The sequence below is a fragment of the Candidatus Hydrothermales bacterium genome (assembly GCA_039630235.1).
Classification (GTDB): Bacteria; Hydrothermota; Hydrothermia; order Hydrothermales; family JAJRUZ01; genus JBCNVI01.
The window spans coordinates 92,871-109,481 of the sequence record JBCNVI010000002.1 but is presented as its reverse complement, the minus strand read 5'-3'; the positions used below and the strand labels follow the sequence as shown (position 1 = coordinate 109,481).

Below are 16,611 nucleotides of genomic sequence, written 5' to 3'. Positions count from 1 at the left end.
TTAGAATAATTAAATGCACGTTAAAATTCTCTATCTTATTTTATCTTATTTTTTAGGAGCAGTACCATTTGGATATTTACTTGTGAAGACCCTAAAAGGGATCGATATAAGAAAACTTGGAAGTGGAAACATAGGTGCTACAAATGTTTTTAGATATGACAAAAAGTTAGGAATTTTAACACTACTTTTTGATACTGCTAAATCTTTTTTCCCTACACTTCTTGCCACTAAATTTTTTTCTTTTAATTTTGCTATTTTAGTTGCCTTTGCATCAATTTTAGGACATATTACATCTCCTTTTCTTAATTTTAGAGGAGGAAAAGGGGTTGCTACAGCCTTTGGAGCTTATCTTGCCCTTACGCCTTATCCAGTTTTCATAGCCTTAATTTCCTTTATTACCTTTCTTTTACTCTTTAGAATCGTTTCCCTCAGTTCACTCATTGCTTCATTAGTTTGGCTTTTAATCATAGTGTTTATCGAAGATTATCCTCTTTATTTTGATGTTATTTCTTTGATGACAGTTTTAGTCATATATATTGCACATCTTTCTAACATAAAAAGACTCTTAGAAGGAACTGAGAAAAAGATCAACTTCTGAATGGATTTTAGTAATTTTATTATTGGTATAAGTGATTATGAGGATGGCTTTGAAGTTGTAAAAAATTTTAGCCCCTTTTCTATTTTTTTAACAAGTCATTTTAAAAACAAGAATCTGAATGAGCTGAGGGAATTTATAAGAGATTTAAAAAAGTTTGCAGGTTATGATTTAAAACTCTCTACAGATCAGGAAGGTGGTTATGCTTCTTGGGTTATAGATGGTTACCCCTCACCGATGAAGTGGGGACAGAATAGTCTCGAAGAATTTGAAGTATCCTGCAATAAAATGGCAAAGGAGCTTAAAAGTATAGGGATTGATATAAATTTTGCTCCCTGTGTTGATATCTGTTATGATGAAGAAAATGAGGTAATCTGCAAAAAAGAGAGGAGTTTTGGTAAAAATTTAAAAATTGTAATGGAATATTCATATAGATTTTATAAGATAATGAAGGAAAATGGTGTGGAGTGTTGTGCTAAACATTTTGTTAATCAAGCAAGAGCAAGGGAAGATCCCCACAGGGATTTGCCAGTTTCTGATTCTAGTCTTAAAGATATTGCAAGGGATCTTTTACCATATAAAGTATTAATAAAAGAGGGTATTTCTTACATAATGGCTGGTTATATAAAGTACAGAAGAATTTCAGATGAGCCTGTTGTTTTTTCCGAATATTTTATAAAGAAATTATTAAAGAAAAAACTTTCTTTTAGGGGAAAGGTTATAACAGATGATTTATTAATGGGTGGGATAAAAAAGTTTTATTCACTTAGAGAAAGTATAAAACTTTCTATGAAGGCAGGTTGTGACCTTATCCTAATTTCTGATTTTGAATTTTTGAAAAAAGCTCTATAAAAATCATAAAATTTCTAATTTATTTAGAAAAAATGAATAAACTATTACTCGTTATTCCTGTAAGTTTGTTTTCTCTTTCTGTTTTGCCATGTGATTTTCCAATAGCAAAAAATCTTGCAAGAGGTGAATATAAATTTGATATTAGGTTTTATAATGATGGCGGTCTTTTATTTTCTATTGATGCAGCTATATTAGATAAATTGTCTATTGGATTAAGATATGGAGGCACAGGTATCATCGGCTATGGGAAAGTTAGATTTAATCCTGCTCCAGGTGTTAGTATTTCCTATCTAATTTTAGAAGAGTTAGAATATTGGCCCTCAGCTATTTTAGGTATAGAGACTCAGGGCTTTGATCATTATATCGAAGATAATGAAAGGTATTTTATAAAGTCACGAGGACTATATTTATGTATAAGTAAAGAATTTCCTGTGCTTTCAGGCTTTATTTTAAATGGGGGATTAAACAGAACCTTTGAGACAAAAGATGAAAAAAGTGGTTTTGATATATTTTCTTCTTTGATTTTGAATTTTTCACCCGAGTTTAGTTTTTTTCTTGAATATGCCCTTGGATACAACGATCCACTACATACTAAGGGTATTCTTAACTCTGGTGTATCTTTTAATCTTATAAATCAGTTCTTCTTTACTTTTTCTTTTAGGGACTTACTTTCAGACACATATATGAGAACTTTTCAGGTTGGATATAAGGGTCATTTATGAGAAAATTAAAGGTTGGAACAATCGGGGTAGGTTATCTTGGTTCGATTCATGTGAAACTTTTAAAAGAAATTGAGGAGGCAGAAGTTGTTGCTGTTTATGATATAAATGAAGATAGAGCAAAGGAGGTAGCAAAGGAATTCAATTTATATGCAGCTAACTCACCTTATGAACTTTTAGAAATGGTTGATGCTGTGACATGTGCTGTTCCTACACTTTCTCACTACGAAGTTGGGTTTATGGTTTTAAAAAACAATAAGCATCTTTTTATGGAAAAGCCAATAACAACAAAAATCAGTGAAGCCAAAAGGCTTGTTAAAGAGGCAGAAAAAAGAAGTCTTATTTTACAGGTTGGTTTTGTTGAGAGACTAAATCCAGGTATTTTAAGTATAAAGGATCTTATTCTCAATCCAATGTTTATTGAGGCAGAAAGACTCTCTACTTTTGTCGGAAGGGGTACAGATGTAGATGTTATTTTAGATCTTATGGTTCATGATATAGATCTTGTATTACTTTTTAAAAATTCGAAGATAAAAAAATTGGAGGCTGTAGGAGTGCCTGTTATAACTGATAAGATAGATATTGCTAATGTGAGAATTGAGTTTCAAGATGGAGGAGTATGCAACTTAACTGCTTCAAGAATATCAAGGGAGCCTTTTAGAAAGATTCGCTTTTTCCAAAAGGATACATACATTTCTGTTGATTTAAGGGGGAAAACAGCACAAGTTTACATAAAAAAAGACAATCAGATTTTACCCTATCCAGTTAAAAGTTTTAATATTAATCCCTTAAAAGAGGAACTTAGAAATTTTGTTAGGGCTTGTCTATATGGCGAGAAAGTTCTTGTAGACGGAAGAGAGGCTATAAAAAGTTTAAGTATTGCTTTAAGGATAAAAAGAGTTATAGAAAATAATTTAAAGAGGATAAAATTTTGATTAACTTTGGTAAGTTTCTATATAGAAATAGAGATAAAATCCCAATCCCTTTTTTTGTTATAATGCTTTTTTTTTCTAATCCAAGCTTTAAAGGTTTTCTTTTAATCCCCTTGCTTTTTCTAGGTGAGTTTTTAAGGATTTACAGTTTGATGTATGTGGGAGAGCTAACTAGGGCAAAGGAAATTAATGCAAACTTTCTTGTTACTGGTGGTCCCTACTCTTATGTGAGAAATCCAATTTATTTAGGTAATTTTTTTATAGCTCTTTTTTTCGTTATTTTTTATAACCCTCCTATAATCTTTTATCTTCTATTTTTCATACTTTTTTTTGTTCAATACTATTTTATTATTTTAGAAGAGGAAAAATTTTTAGAGGAAAAATTTGGAGAAGAATATAAGGAGTATAAGAGGAAGACTTTTAGATTTATACCTAAGTTTCCTTCCTATGAAAAAAAAACGAAAAGGCTATATAATTTAAAAGAAGTATTAAGATTTGAAAAGTCAACTTTAATACTGATTCTTTTTTTAATATTTGTTGGAGTTTTATTAAAGTATATAAAATGAAAATTTTATTTGTAGCTGGTGAGCCTTCTGGAGATAGGAATGCTTCTTATCTTATAGATAAATTGAAACAAGTAAAAAAAGACCTAGAAATTTATGCTTATGCAGGAAAGGAAAGTAAAAAAGTTGGAGCAATTTTAGTTGAAGATATAACCGATAAGGCAGTTATTGGTTTTACCGAAGCTATAGGTTCTATTTTATATTTTAAAAATTTACTAAAAAAGATTTTTAATTTTGTTAGGAGAGAGAATATAAAAAAGGTTGTTCTTGTTGATTTTCCTGGTTTTAATTTAAATTTAGCCAGAGTTTTAAAAAAGATAGAAAGGGAAATCTTTTATTTTATACCTCCTCAAGTTTGGGCTTGGGGTTCTTGGAGAATCAGAGAACTTAGGAAATACACTGATAGGGTTCTTTCTACGTTCCCTTTTGAGGCAGAATTTTTAAGAAAAAAGAAAGTAAATACCTTCTTTGTCGGTAACCCTATAGTTGAAAGAATTAGATGGAATGAAGATAAGGAAAATATTATAATTTTTTTGCCTGGTTCAAGAAAAAGGGAAATAATAAGGCATGTCAATGACATGGTTAGAATAAGAGATTATATAGAAAAAGATTTTAAAGATTATAGATTTTTAATTTCACTTTTATATAGTGATAGTGAGATACTGTCTAAGGTTGAGGGTAAGTTTGAAATTATAAGGGAGGATGTGGTTCCCTATATAGAAAGAGCAAGGTATGCAATTACAGTAAGTGGGACAGTAGCTCTTGAGTGTGCTCTTGCTGGTACTCCAATGGTTGTAATATATAAAGTCTCTGAACCTACCTATATTTTGGGTAGGTTGTTAACTAAAGTTCCCTACGTTTCACTAGTAAATATAATTTTAAAAAAAAGAGTTATTCCAGAATACGTTCAACATATAAATTTAAAAGAAATTAGAGAGTTTTTAGTTACACTTAAATCAAAAAGGGAAAAATCAGAAGAAATAATAAGTTCCTTAAGATATCTACGGCAGATATTGAAAAATAAAGATAAATTTAATCCCGTATATTTAATACTAAATTAGAAATATTATAATATAGTAAATTTTAAATTTTTAATTAAGCTTTAGGAAAAATGGCCTTTATCAATGAAAAGACTTGACTTTTTTCAATTGAAATGTTATAATATTTAAAAGACCCGGGGGACGGAAAAAAACAAAAAGGAGGTAAACCATGAACAAAGCAGAACTTATAAGTCATGTAGCAAATTATGCAAAAATATCAAAGAAGGCTGCTGCGGCAGCCGTTGATGCTTTTGTAGATGCTGTAAAACAAACTTTAAAAAAAGGTTCAGAGCTTAGATTGGTTGGATTTGGAACCTTTGGAGTTAAGAAAAGAAAAGCAAGAAAGGGCAGGAATCCAAAAACTGGAGCAGAAATACAAATTCCTGCCCAAAAGGTTCCCTTCTTTAGACCTTCTTCTGAACTTAAAAACCTTTTGAAAAAGTAAAATTATTAAAAAAAAGTCCCCCGGGTCTAAATTTTTCTTCTATTTTTTAATTTTTTTATTTCCCTATTTACTTTCCTCATTTTTACCCGATATTTTCAAAGAATTAAAATTTGTTTCTATTTTAATTTCTGCTCTTATTTTCCTCTATTCTTTTCTATTATTAAAAAATTTTCCCCTTTTTAAGCTATATAAAGAACTTGTAAAAGATGAGTTTACTGTTTATATTCTGAGAATTTCCACATTTTCGCTTTCAGCTGTTATAATTAATCTTACTTTTACCAATATATTTTTAACTTTATTTTTCCCCCTATTTTCTCTTATCTTTTTAAAAGATGAGTAATTTGCCTTTTTTTGTGATTGTGGGAAGAGTTAACGTAGGAAAAAGTACTCTCTTTAATTCAATAATCGGGAAAAATATTGCTGTGACTCACAGTATGCCAGGTGTTACAAGAGATGTTCTAAGGAAAAAAGTTTTCCTCGACGATTTTGCCTTTGAAATTTGTGATACTGGTGGTCTTTTTAATTCCGTTGATCCATTAAATGAAGAGATAGAAAAAAGAGTCCTAGAGGTACTAGATGAAGCAGATGCCTTTCTATTTGTTGTAGATGCGAAAGAGGGCTTAACCGAAGGTGATAAGTTAATTATGGAGATGCTTAGAAAAAAGGGTAAGCCTATTTACCTTATTATAAATAAAATTGATGTGAAAAAAAGAAAAGACGATGAATTTGCCCTATTACCTGTTAGCAAAGAAAAAATTTTTAAGATCTCAGCGTCACATAAGATTGGAATTTCTGAGTTAATAGAGGTGCTATCAAGAGATTTTCCCTTTAAGGGAGAAAAAATTTTAAGAATTCCTGTAGCAATCATTGGAAGGCCAAATGTAGGAAAATCTTCAATTTTAAATTGTCTAATAGGAAAAGATTATGCCATAGTATCACCTATTCCTGGAACTACAAGGGATCCGATAGAGCTTGAAAGTGGCGAGTTTATTTTTATTGATACAGCAGGAATAAGAAATAAATTTAAAAGTGATCTTGAATACTTTTCTTATGTGAAAACCTCACATTCTCTAGATTATGCCTTAATTGTATTGTTTGTAATGGACATAAGGGAACCTTTTACTAGAATTGAAAGAAAAATTTTATCTTTAATTGAGGAGAAAGGAAAGGGAATCGTTATTATTTTAAACAAGATAGACTTACTGACGAAAAAGGAAATAAATAATATCTATACTGAAAAAAGGGAGCTTTATCCTTACTTTTCGTATATTCCTCAAGTTTTTACTTCTGCTACTTTAAAATACGGAATAGACGCTATTCCACTAAAAATCAGGGAAGTCTGGAAAGAAATGAATAGAAAAATAGAAAAAAGAGAACTCAAAAAGTTCTTAGCGAAGGCTATAAAAGAAAATACACCGCCCTGTTACATAAAAGATATGAGAGAAATAAGTAAAATTCCAAGAGTTTATGAAGTAATTTCAACAGATTTTCTAAGTGGAGATTATCTTAGATATCTTAAAAATAGGTTTAGAAGAGATTTTGATTTAAAGGGCGTGCCTGTTAAAATATTAAATAAAGTTTAGATTTTTTGATTCAATATAAAAATTGACAGGACATGCAAAAGTAGGTTTTTCTTTTTGTTTTTGCTATATATTTTAGGTTAACTTTTCCATTACAAATTGGACAGAGTTTTTTTCCGTATATTAAAAGATAGTCCTTTAATCTTTTATTCGATTTTCTTGTAATATAGAAAAGACGGGAAAAAGACAGTACTTCTTTAACTAATCTTTCAATATTTTCTTCTTTTATTTTTTTCCCTATACTTAGCGGGTGAATCTTTGCTCTAAAGAGTGCTTCGTTTTTAATTATGTTTCCTACTCCAGCAAAAATTTTTTGATCCAATAGAATATCGCAAATAAACTCATCTGAATTAATAATTTTTTCCTTCGCTTTATTCTTATCAAAGTTTCTCTTCATTACATCGATAGTTGGATCAATTTTAAAGTCCCTTTTGTTCAGTATTTTAACTGAGGTATTGTAAAAATTTATTAAAGTATCATTAAATCTAATTGATAATCTTTCTTTTTTTCCCTCTTTTACACTATTTATTCTGATCGAACCATAAATTAAAAAATGGATTATAAGGTAAAAGGAGTCAAATTCAAAGATTAAGTTTTTACCATGACTCTTTACATCTAAAATTTTTTTCCCTAGGATGACTTCTTTACTTTCGCGACTATTTCCCTTAACTTCAAGTGGATTTTTCCCTTTTAGAAATTTCAATTTTTCTGCTATAAGGAAAACACCCGGTCCTTCCAAAAGCTTTAATTTTTATTTGTGTGGAAAATTGAAAATGCAGAGGAATAGGAAGTAGATGCAACTAGTCCTAAGTATAAAATTAGCCTTGATAGGGTGTTTATTGAATTGTGTTTTTTAAAAAATTTAAAAATAGATTTTCTTAAATAATGTTCAGATTTGGGGCCTAAATACTTTCTTGAACCCCCATGAAAATGAATAATTTTTATATCGGGAGCGTATAAAACTTTGTATCCTCTTTTTTTAACTCTTAGACATAAGTCGATATCTTCGGCAAACAAGAAAAATTCTTCATCAAAACCTCCGACACTTTCAAAGACTTCTCTTTTTATAGCCATAAAGGCACCTAAAACAGCTTCTACTTCACATGCTTTTTTCTCTTTTTCAAGGTCAAGATAGAGAAATTCTCGTGTTATAGGGTTATTTTTTAAAATAAAAGATCCAATTGATTTTCTTCCAAATAAAAGATATTTAAACCTGGGATATCTTCTGCAACTTGGTTGATAAGTTCCATCTGGATACTCTAGTTTTGCTCCAAGAATTCCGAGTTTTTTTTCTTTTTCAAAATACCATCTTATTTTATCAAAAGTTCCTTGTGGAATTACTATGTCAGCATTAGAAAAAATAAGAATTTTGCCCTTAGATAGCTCTGCTCCTAAGTTACATCCGCCTCCATAGCCAAGATTTTTTTGACTTTTAATATATTTAAACTCAGGAAAAATTTTTTGAGCCTTTTCTAAGGAACCATCTGTAGAACTATTATCAACCACGATAACTTCAAAGTCATCTTCTTTATTTAAAATGTTTAATTTTATGGAACGTAAGGTATAGGTAAGGTAATTTCCACTGTTAAAATTAACTACAATTATAGAAAAATTCACTTTTCTTCTTTTTGTTTTGCCTCCTTAATTAGTTTTTCATCCATTAAGCATTTACCATTAAATATCACACCATCCTCCACGATAAGTCCCTTGCAATAAACTTCACCCTCAAATTTTGCATTTTTTTCAAAGTGAGCCTTCCCCTCCACTACTAATTTCCCCGTAAAGCTTCCTCCAATCCTTGCGTTTTTTGCCTTTGCCTCTTGAACTTTAACTTTTCCGTTTGTCCCTACAATAAAAAGATCTCTTGTTTCAATGTTTCCCTCAAATTCTCCATCTATTCTTATACCTCCCTTTGCCCTTATTTCCCCTTTTAAATGAGTTGATTCCCCTATATGAGTATCTACTTGAGGGGTAGGCTCTTTATTCATGTTGTTAAGCCTTTTTTATGGAATTGAACCTAAATTTACCTCAGAGAATTTAGAGAGTTCTTCTAATATAATATTTTTTATTTCTTCCATTTTTTCTGGTGTTTTCCCTTCAAATCTAAGAACAAGAACTGGTTGAGTATTAGAGGCTCTTACAAGACCAAAACCATCCGGAAAATTTATTCTTACCCCATCTATGTCAAGAATTTTAAATTTCTTTGAAAATTTCTTTTTTAGTTTCTCTACAACTTTAAATTTATGTTCATCTGGACACTCTACTCTTATTTCAGGTGTTGAGTAATAAAAGGGAATCTCATCAACAAGTTCTGAGACTTTTTTTCTAAATGTATCTACTACTTCTAAAAATCTCAAAGAAGCGTAAATAGCGTCATCAAATCCATAAAATCTATCCTTAAAGAAAAGATGACCTGACATTTCACCAGCAATCGGTGCATTTTCTTCTTTTAGTTTAGCTTTAATTAGAGAGTGACCTGTTTTCCATATTATAGGGTCACCCCCAAGTGATTTTATATATTCGTAAACTCCCTGTGAACTTTTTACATCAAAAATAATCTTACTTCCCTTTTTCTCTTCTAAAACTTTTTTTGAAAGGATCGCAAGAATTTTATCCCCATAGATAATTCTAAACTTATCATCTATCACCCCGAGTCTATCACCATCACCGTCAAATCCAAATCCACAAGTAAACCTATTTTCTTTCTTCATTAGATTCTTTAAATCCTCCATATATTTTTCGACCGTAGGATCAGGTAAGTGGTTGGGAAAGTGTCCATTAGGTTCCATATAAATTCCGGTGAATTTTATTTTAAGCTCCCTATAAAGCTCTTCAATAACAGGTCCACAGGTACCGTTACCTGGATCAACTGCAACTTCATAATTTTCAGGATCCCATAATCTAACCCTCTCTTTTATTTCTCTTATATATTCAAAGATCACGTCTTCTCTTATCCACTTTTTTCCATGACCCTCTACGTATTCCCCCCTTTCAATTATTTCTTTAATTTTCTGAATTTCCTTTCCATATATAGTTTCTTTTCCACACATTATTTTAATTCCATTAAACTCTTTTGGATTATGACTCCCTGTTATTTGAACCCCTCCGTCAAGACCAAAATGGAAGACTGAAAAATAAAGAAGGGGGGTGGGAACCATACCAATGTCAATTACATTTACCCCTGATTTTAAAAACGCATCAAGAACAACATCATGTATCCTTGGGGATGAGATTCTTGCATCCCTTCCCAAGGATATGGTTTTCCCACCCCTTTTAATTATATAACTTGCAATTGCCTTACCTATGTGCCATACACTTTCGTCTCTTAAATCCTCCTCGGCTATCCCCCTTATATCGTATTCACGAAATATATAGGGATTTATAATCATTCAGAAACCACTATTTTCTCCGTTTCCTTTCTCTTATCCGTTTCTACTTTAATAAAGTAAATTCCCTGGGGAAGTTCCTTAGGAATTCTGATATACATATCACCTGATAATCTTCCATCCTTTAAGACTGCTATTTTTCTTCCACCTAATCCGTAAAGAGTTATAAATCCCTTTTCTTCGCCTTCAAGGGACAAGAAGATCTCTCTTTTGCCAAATGTTTTCTTTAAAACTAGCTTATTTTTAGAGTCCCTTTCTTCTATACTTAGCTCAGAGAAAGGAGAGGGTGGAACTGTAGTGAATTTAATTGCATAGTTAGAGTCAGGAGAATGGAATCCAGATCTTGGAGCATCAGCGTACCAAGCTGTTATACCAGTATGCTCGTAAGGTGATTCTATTCCTATAACTGATCCAACATTCCATGGAACATAATACTCTTCTTGTAAACGAGGTTTTCTTTTGTATTGAAATACTATTTCACCGTCTCCTGTTGGAGTTGGATAGTAGGCAGGGTCATAAAGTATAACCTGGAACCTCTCATAGGCATTTGATGGACCACCTGCGTAGGTAGAATGTCTGACATCATAATAAGTGACAACAAACCTATGGTTTGCAGCGTCATAGAAAGAATAGGTATAACCATAATTTCCGTTTACAGTTTGGTCATAGTCAGCCCACAAGGGTGAAATCATTGGATAGGCGTCTCTATAGGGGAGAGGCATATTTTCTATAGGTGAAAAACTGGTTAAAGCAGCAACTATTAAATGACCGTTGTTTCCGATCACTATATTAGAAATAGGCATGTTATAGTATTTAAAGGTAAAGGGAAGACTTACTACTGCAGCTGAATCATCTGTCAAGTTGTGTGAAGTGGCATTAGCGGGTGTAGGTATCCAGCTAAAGACAGGTCTATAGGGATCTGTATCTTTTGATTCGTAAGCATAATATCCATAAAGATCTGGACCATAAACCTCTGTTGGTGAGTATGGATTTAAGTTACAGGCAGTAAATCTCTTTGCGTAATAGTTATTAGAATTTCCATAAAACTCGGTAAAGAAAATTGCTCTTGCATCCCTTGGAACATCGTTTGATACATTAAATGTAAATGGACCAACAAGAGCTACAGAACCAGCAGGTATATTTCCAACATTTACATTTGCATTTACTACTATTATGTATCTTGAAGGAGAAGTAAGATGAGCAGAAACTCCAGTTATAGTATGTGTTCCTGTATTTTTAATCCTTAAATAGTAATTTACAGTTTCCCCTGGTTTTATAATATTATCATTTCCATCATAAACTGAATCCTTAAGAACAACAAGATTAAATTGAGGTAGTGGAAGGCTATTAATTGCAAGAGGTAAGTTCAGTCTACCAGCTCCGTAAATGTTATCTTTGCCAGGTGTTCCCATATCAGTTGCTGTTGACTCAATTATTGAATCAGCCATTCTTGGTGTCATTTCAGGATTTTTTGAAAAGAGTAAGGCTAAGACACCTGAGATATGGGGTGTTGACATACTTGTTCCACTCATAAGTCTATACCCATCGTTTGTTTCTCCTGCTAAGCTCTGAACAAGGACTCCAGGAGCAAGGATATCAGGATCAATAAGTCCGGTTGGGAGAGGAAAATCATTCCAAGGTGCAACATTACCCCAGTGTGAAGGGCCTACCGAGGAGAATCCAGCAGTATCTCCATCTAAGGTTAGCGCGCCAACTGTAATTACAGCTGAGAGAGATCCAATATTACCTGTTGCTCTCTGTGTGGGATGTAGCCAAGGCGGAGGGCAAGATCCAGGGTTTGGTATATTCTCATTAGGGGTGTCATTTGCGTTGTTTCCTGCAGCACAGGACATAACTGCTCCGGCTAATCTTACCATTTTTGATGCATATCTCCATCTTGATCTATCAAGGGTCCAATCGTTCATCCATCCAATAGAGAAGCTCATCACATCACAACCAATTTCAATAGCGTATTCCATTGCGAGCCATACCCAACCCTCAGCAGCCCATCCAGCTGAATTTAAAACCTTTAAAGGTAAAATTGTTGCCTCTGGTGCAACTCCTGTTAAAAGTCCACTTGTTCCATCTCCTGCAACTGTTCCTGCTACATGAGACCCGTGGAAAACTGGATTCCCCCACATATCCCTATAATCATCCATTGGATCGTTATCCCAGTTTGCAAAATCCCAACCTATATAATCGTCAACATACCCATTTCCATCATCGTCTACACCTGGAAGCCCAGCATATTCCACTTCATTTCTAAAAATCCTATCCCTTATATCATTGTGGTTATAGTTTACTCCTGTATCAAAGATTCCAACTACGACTCCATTTCCTCTGTAGCCTAAGCTCCAGGCATGTTTCGCATTTATATACTTAACCCCCCAAGCAGTGTCAGGAGCAGCAGGAATAGACTTTAATTTTATCTTTTTACCAGGTTTTGTATCTCCCAGTATTGCCTTTACAGGTTCATCAATTTCTATTCCCTCTATATCGTTCCTTGTGAGGAGTTCCCTTATAGTTTTTAGATCAAGTTTTACATATATCGCATTAACTATCCATATAGGTCTTAGATCTTTGACATTTTTTCCCCTTAAGAAATTTAAAATTTCTCTTTGAGATGCTGCCGCATTTTCCTTTAGTTTTTGAATTACTATTTTTCTTTTTAACTCCTTTGATTTAGATTCGGTGAGTTTTTCAAGCTCTTTTTCATCCAGGGTATTTTTAACGTATATCAGTACAGGATATATACCATCTTTTCCCTCAGATAGGATCTTCTTTAGTTTGGGCCCCACCTCCACGGATATTATAAAACTTAAAATTAGACCTAACATTTTTACCTCCCTTTGTTTACTTTAGGATTATAACCTTTTCCCTTATAGGTCTACTCTCTATTTTACCTTTAATAAGGTAGAGCCCTGATGGAACTTTTTGTATGTATCCCTTACCCTCTCTAATGTCTTCTTTTTTAATACTTTTAACTTTTCTTCCCTCCTTACTATATATGTTTAAGATGATATCTCTGTAATTTTCACCGATGAATTTAATTTTTAAATCCTTTGAAAGTGAGTTTATCATATAGTCTTTCTCTTTTCCGAAATTAACCTCTGAGACGTCTGTTCCGTAGCTTATTTTCACGTAATCAATTACAATATTTGAAATACCGTCATCTGAGATACCTTCCCACTTTATGTAGACAGTTTGATTAGAGTAAGCTGAGAGAGATAAAGCGTAAATTCTCTCAAAATCTCCTACCATCCTATCGATTAGATTCCAGGTCACTTTATCTATTGAAACAAAAACTTTAAGAGTGTCGTTATTGTTTGCTGTTCCCCTATTCCATGCCCAGAAAAATACTCTTGGTGTTCCATAGATTGGATTCAACCTTACTCCTGGGCTTATTAGTGCTCCCTTAAGTCCCCTATGAGTATTAAAAGATGGGAAACTTGCGTATCTTGTACCATGATAGGCATTTGAGGGTTCAACAATATTGTCACCGTAATAAGGACCCCATCTCCAGGAAATTTGGCCTGATAGCGACCACAGAAAGGGAGGAAAGTTATTCTCAAAACTTTCAGTTAGAGATTCAGGAGGCGCAAAAGCATAAAATTGGGATGTCAGAGAGTTATCCTGTGGATATTGATCAGGTGGAAATACTATTGTAGCTTTTGTTTTATACCATCCTATATAAGGTGGGTTAAAACCTTTGTCAAAATTTAAAGTATCGCTTCCTCCAGAAGCAAGAGAATTATTTAAAAGTGTATCAGAATAAAGACGAGTTGTAAATAATGAGTCATATATATCAAATATGGCATTATAGGTTGCACTCTGTAAACCAGTATTCTGAACCCAAACTTTTGGATAATGAGTCATATATCTATCAACTATGTCTGTTGGATAAAGTATTTTTACAACCTTCATATTGTTTTGGAGCAGAAGACGACCCATAACAGTAACGTTATCTACTGCTACAGCCCAGTTCCATCTAGCAGTAGTTTCAACATATTGAAACATAATCTTAACAGAATCTTTTGGTAGGTAAGAAGATAGATCTATGGTATCAACCCCATTTGCATCACCGGGTAAGTTAGCAACCTGAATCCAAGGACCCCAAGAGCCACCACTGAAAAATCGAACTTTTACATAATAGAATTCTTGTCCAGGACTAAACATATTAAATCCCCAAGAAAAGATGAGTATTAAAATGTCCATTTGAGATACAGAGAGTGAGGGCGTAATAAGTTGCTCATCGGTTATAGGAGCGCCACTTCCTGCATCATCATCTGTGTAGTATGCATATTTAGTTCCGTAATTTGGTGGAGGATAAGCACCTAAATCTGTAGAGGTTCCAACTGTCCATGTATAGCCGTCTCCATTTCCGTTATAAACAGACCAACCTGAAGGTATTACACCTGCTTCAAAATTTTCATTAAGCAGAGTTACCCATTGGGCTTTTAGAGGAATGGTAAAGAAAAGCAGGAATATTAAAATTATAGATCTCATGATGTTATTTTATTGATTTGGAGTTGAACCTATGATTGATAATTATAATAGAAGATGAAAAAAAAGTCAATGTTAAATTACGATTTATACTTTTACACTTTTTTAGTTATAGTTCTTTTAAGAAACTTTTTAGAAAGTCTTCTTGAAGAACCTCACATTTTATTTTTTTCTGAAGATTTCTACACTTCTTTAATAATAAACATTCACTTTTTTTTCTTTTATTTTACCCTTCTTTTTATTTTTCTTTATTTAATTATTTTTATAACAAAAAGAAAGATAGAGGAGGTTTTAAAAATTCTTGTAAATTCCTTTGCCGTTATACTTATTGCTCCGATTTTTGATTTTTTTGTTTCAGGTTTTAAAGGATATGACCTATCTTATCCTCTTGATCCCTCTCTTTCTTTTAAGGATTATTTCTTAAACGCAATTAATCCATTCAAATATTTTCCTGGCTCCTCTCCAGGGATGAGGCTCGAAATTATCTTAGCCTTCTTTATTTTAATTTACTATGTTAAAAAGTTTACAGGAAAAATCTTAAAGGGTTTTGTTCTTTACATATTAATTTTTCTTTCAATCTTAATCTTTGGGCTTTTACCACTTTCTTTAATAAAAATTTATCCTGATTTTTTTAAGGGCGGTATTTTGCCTATTGATTCTCAAAAGTATGGAACAATTTACGGCTTTATTTCTTTCCTCTTTCTTTTACCCTTCTTATTAAAAGAATTTAATTTTATAAAAACACTAAAGGAAGATTTTTCTTTTTTCCCCATCTTTTTACCACTACTTGGTCTTTTAACAGGTTACAAGTTTTTTCTGAAGGACTTTGGAACCGTTCATCCCTTTGACTACTTACTTTTTCTCTTTTTACTCTGCTTTTCTTTTTTATTTTATATCTCGAAAAAAATTATAATCTCTGAGGTAAAAAGTTTAAATTTCATAATTTTGACTATTGTCTTTTACTCAACCCTTTTCTCCTTTTTTCACCTATTTTTGACTATCCTTCTGTATTTTCTTTATTTTTTAATCAAAATTTACAAAAATAAAATCATAATTTTTTTATCTTTTGTATTTGAAAAGGTGCTTCTTTTTTTGTTTGGTTATCTCTTTTTTTCAAGAGAAAACGTTTTCTTTCTCATGGATAAGGGTCTGATTCTCTTTCTCTTTCTCTTTTTTGTATTCTATTTTGTCTTTAGATCCAAACTCTTTAAAAAAAATTTTGTCTTCGAAATTTTTTCTTTTTTGATATTTGTCTTTATTTTATTTTTCCTTTTGAATTTTTATTTTAAAATAAAAGTCGAAGATATAATTTCCTACAGAATAAACTACTTGCTTCATTTGGGAAAAATTAAAGAGGCAGACTCTCTTTTTAAAAGCTCTAACGTTAATAAAGAAAAGATAGAACCTTTATTTTTTTATCATACAAAAAGATTTAATGATTTTGAGGTTATGTTTGATGAACTCTACTTTAAAAAGGAAATAACAAAATGGGCAGAGGTGGTCTCCGATTGGAAAAAATACTTTCCTCTAATAGAAAACAAAAAATTTTTAAATCCCGGTCTATATTTTCTTTTTAAATTTCTAAAAGAAGGAGATATAAGATTTATTTTTTTGGCTTACCGATACGGTTTTGACTCTTATCCAGTTTATGACCATTTAACTGATTTCTTCATTAAAAAAAATGACTTTGAAAGTGCCTTATATATAATCGAGAAAACATTAGCTAAAAACTATTCACCACTTCTTGAAATGAAAAAATACTATATCTATTTTATGCTTGGTAATTTAAAAGAAGCAGAAAAGGGCCTTTTGAGCTTAAAGCAAAGGGGATTTTCGAACGAGATCTTATATAACAATTTGGGTGTCATCTACATGAACTTAGGTAAATTCAAAGAAGCTTTATTTTGCTTTGAAAAAGCACTTGAAATTAACCCTTTTTATGAAAATACCCACGAAAATTTAAAAATTCTTAAAAAGATGATTTCAAAAGAGTAAA

General features: G+C 32.0%; 15 protein-coding genes. 9 read left to right on the top strand and 6 right to left on the bottom strand.

The window, feature by feature from the left end; all coding sequences use genetic code 11:
• The first annotated feature begins 13 nt into the window (after positions 1 to 13).
• The 8 genes from plsY (at position 14) to der (ending at position 6,729) form a co-directional block, all read left to right on the top strand.
• Positions 14 to 598 carry a glycerol-3-phosphate 1-O-acyltransferase PlsY gene (plsY, locus tag ABDH49_03055; protein ID MEN3045950.1) on the top strand — a complete coding sequence of 195 codons (585 nt, stop codon included), beginning with the start codon at positions 14 to 16 and terminating at the stop codon, positions 596 to 598.
• Complete coding sequence (locus tag ABDH49_03050; protein ID MEN3045949.1) at positions 599 to 1,447, top strand: glycoside hydrolase family 3 N-terminal domain-containing protein; 849 nt, start codon at positions 599 to 601, stop codon at positions 1,445 to 1,447.
• A 32-nt stretch (positions 1,448 to 1,479) separates the two neighbouring features.
• Complete coding sequence (locus ABDH49_03045) at positions 1,480 to 2,169, top strand: hypothetical protein (protein ID MEN3045948.1); 690 nt, start codon at positions 1,480 to 1,482, stop codon at positions 2,167 to 2,169.
• On the top strand, positions 2,166 to 3,101 hold the full coding sequence (locus ABDH49_03040) for a Gfo/Idh/MocA family oxidoreductase (GenBank protein MEN3045947.1): 936 nt from the start codon (positions 2,166 to 2,168) through the stop codon (positions 3,099 to 3,101). The genes ABDH49_03045 and ABDH49_03040 overlap by 4 nt, the downstream gene beginning before the upstream one ends.
• Complete coding sequence (locus ABDH49_03035) at positions 3,098 to 3,664, top strand: methyltransferase (GenBank protein MEN3045946.1); 567 nt, start codon at positions 3,098 to 3,100, stop codon at positions 3,662 to 3,664. Before ABDH49_03040 ends, ABDH49_03035 begins: the two co-directional genes overlap by 4 nt.
• Positions 3,661 to 4,722, top strand: a complete 1,062-nt coding sequence (gene lpxB, locus ABDH49_03030) for a lipid-A-disaccharide synthase (GenBank protein ID MEN3045945.1) — start codon at positions 3,661 to 3,663, stop codon at positions 4,720 to 4,722. The genes ABDH49_03035 and lpxB overlap by 4 nt, the downstream gene beginning before the upstream one ends.
• A 148-nt stretch (positions 4,723 to 4,870) precedes the next feature.
• Complete coding sequence (locus ABDH49_03025) at positions 4,871 to 5,146, top strand: HU family DNA-binding protein (GenBank protein MEN3045944.1); 276 nt, start codon at positions 4,871 to 4,873, stop codon at positions 5,144 to 5,146.
• Positions 5,147 to 5,478: 332 nt separating this feature from the next.
• Positions 5,479 to 6,729 (top strand): ribosome biogenesis GTPase Der, encoded by a 1,251-nt coding sequence (gene der, locus ABDH49_03020; protein MEN3045943.1) that lies wholly within the window; start codon positions 5,479 to 5,481, stop codon positions 6,727 to 6,729.
• A gap of 10 nt (positions 6,730 to 6,739) precedes the next feature.
• On the opposite strand, the gene ABDH49_03015 is transcribed toward der, so the two are convergent.
• From ABDH49_03015 to ABDH49_02990, 6 genes are read right to left on the bottom strand one after another with little or no spacing between them, the layout of a single operon-like run.
• The gene (locus tag ABDH49_03015) at positions 6,740 to 7,465 is read right to left on the bottom strand and encodes a DNA-formamidopyrimidine glycosylase family protein (protein MEN3045942.1); all 726 of its coding nucleotides are present in this window, start codon (positions 7,463 to 7,465) and stop codon (positions 6,740 to 6,742) included.
• A 5-nt stretch (positions 7,466 to 7,470) separates the two neighbouring features.
• The gene (locus tag ABDH49_03010) at positions 7,471 to 8,343 is read right to left on the bottom strand and encodes a glycosyltransferase family 2 protein (protein ID MEN3045941.1); all 873 of its coding nucleotides are present in this window, start codon (positions 8,341 to 8,343) and stop codon (positions 7,471 to 7,473) included.
• Positions 8,340 to 8,714 carry a polymer-forming cytoskeletal protein gene (locus tag ABDH49_03005; protein MEN3045940.1) on the bottom strand — a complete coding sequence of 125 codons (375 nt, stop codon included), beginning with the start codon at positions 8,712 to 8,714 and terminating at the stop codon, positions 8,340 to 8,342. Before ABDH49_03005 ends, ABDH49_03010 begins: the two co-directional genes overlap by 4 nt.
• A 15-nt stretch (positions 8,715 to 8,729) precedes the next feature.
• Positions 8,730 to 10,115, bottom strand: coding sequence for a phosphomannomutase/phosphoglucomutase (locus ABDH49_03000; GenBank protein ID MEN3045939.1), 1,386 nt, complete (start codon positions 10,113 to 10,115; stop codon positions 8,730 to 8,732).
• A complete protein-coding gene (locus ABDH49_02995; protein MEN3045938.1) occupies positions 10,112 to 12,949 on the bottom strand; it encodes a S8 family serine peptidase in 2,838 nt (945 codons plus the stop codon). Before ABDH49_02995 ends, ABDH49_03000 begins: the two co-directional genes overlap by 4 nt.
• A 16-nt stretch (positions 12,950 to 12,965) precedes the next feature.
• Positions 12,966 to 14,618: a choice-of-anchor J domain-containing protein gene (locus tag ABDH49_02990; GenBank protein MEN3045937.1), complete on the bottom strand. Its 1,653-nt coding sequence runs from the start codon at positions 14,616 to 14,618 to the stop codon at positions 12,966 to 12,968.
• 54 nt (positions 14,619 to 14,672) lie between these two features.
• Here ABDH49_02990 and ABDH49_02985 point away from each other — a divergent pair, with 54 nt between their 5' ends.
• Entirely contained in the window at positions 14,673 to 16,610 is a 1,938-nt protein-coding gene (locus tag ABDH49_02985; protein ID MEN3045936.1) for a tetratricopeptide repeat protein, read from the top strand.
• The last annotated feature ends 1 nt before the right edge of the window (position 16,611 follow it).

Bases quoted from the DNA above. Each gene is read 5' to 3' on its own strand.
- ABDH49_02985 (MEN3045936.1), top strand. From the start codon at position 14,673: ATGAAAAAAAAGTCAATGTTAAATTACGATTTATACTTTTACACTTTT.
- plsY (MEN3045950.1), top strand. From the start codon at position 14: ATGCACGTTAAAATTCTCTATCTTATTTTATCTTATTTTTTAGGAGCA.
- ABDH49_03005 (MEN3045940.1), bottom strand. From the start codon at position 8,714: ATGAATAAAGAGCCTACCCCTCAAGTAGATACTCATATAGGGGAATCA.
- ABDH49_03050 (MEN3045949.1), top strand. From the start codon at position 599: ATGGATTTTAGTAATTTTATTATTGGTATAAGTGATTATGAGGATGGC.
- ABDH49_03040 (MEN3045947.1), top strand. From the start codon at position 2,166: ATGAGAAAATTAAAGGTTGGAACAATCGGGGTAGGTTATCTTGGTTCG.
- ABDH49_03000 (MEN3045939.1), bottom strand. From the start codon at position 10,115: ATGATTATAAATCCCTATATATTTCGTGAATACGATATAAGGGGGATA.
- ABDH49_03045 (MEN3045948.1), top strand. From the start codon at position 1,480: ATGAATAAACTATTACTCGTTATTCCTGTAAGTTTGTTTTCTCTTTCT.
- ABDH49_02995 (MEN3045938.1), bottom strand. From the start codon at position 12,949: ATGTTAGGTCTAATTTTAAGTTTTATAATATCCGTGGAGGTGGGGCCC.
- ABDH49_02990 (MEN3045937.1), bottom strand. From the start codon at position 14,618: ATGAGATCTATAATTTTAATATTCCTGCTTTTCTTTACCATTCCTCTA.
- der (MEN3045943.1), top strand. From the start codon at position 5,479: ATGAGTAATTTGCCTTTTTTTGTGATTGTGGGAAGAGTTAACGTAGGA.
- lpxB (MEN3045945.1), top strand. From the start codon at position 3,661: ATGAAAATTTTATTTGTAGCTGGTGAGCCTTCTGGAGATAGGAATGCT.
- ABDH49_03025 (MEN3045944.1), top strand. From the start codon at position 4,871: ATGAACAAAGCAGAACTTATAAGTCATGTAGCAAATTATGCAAAAATA.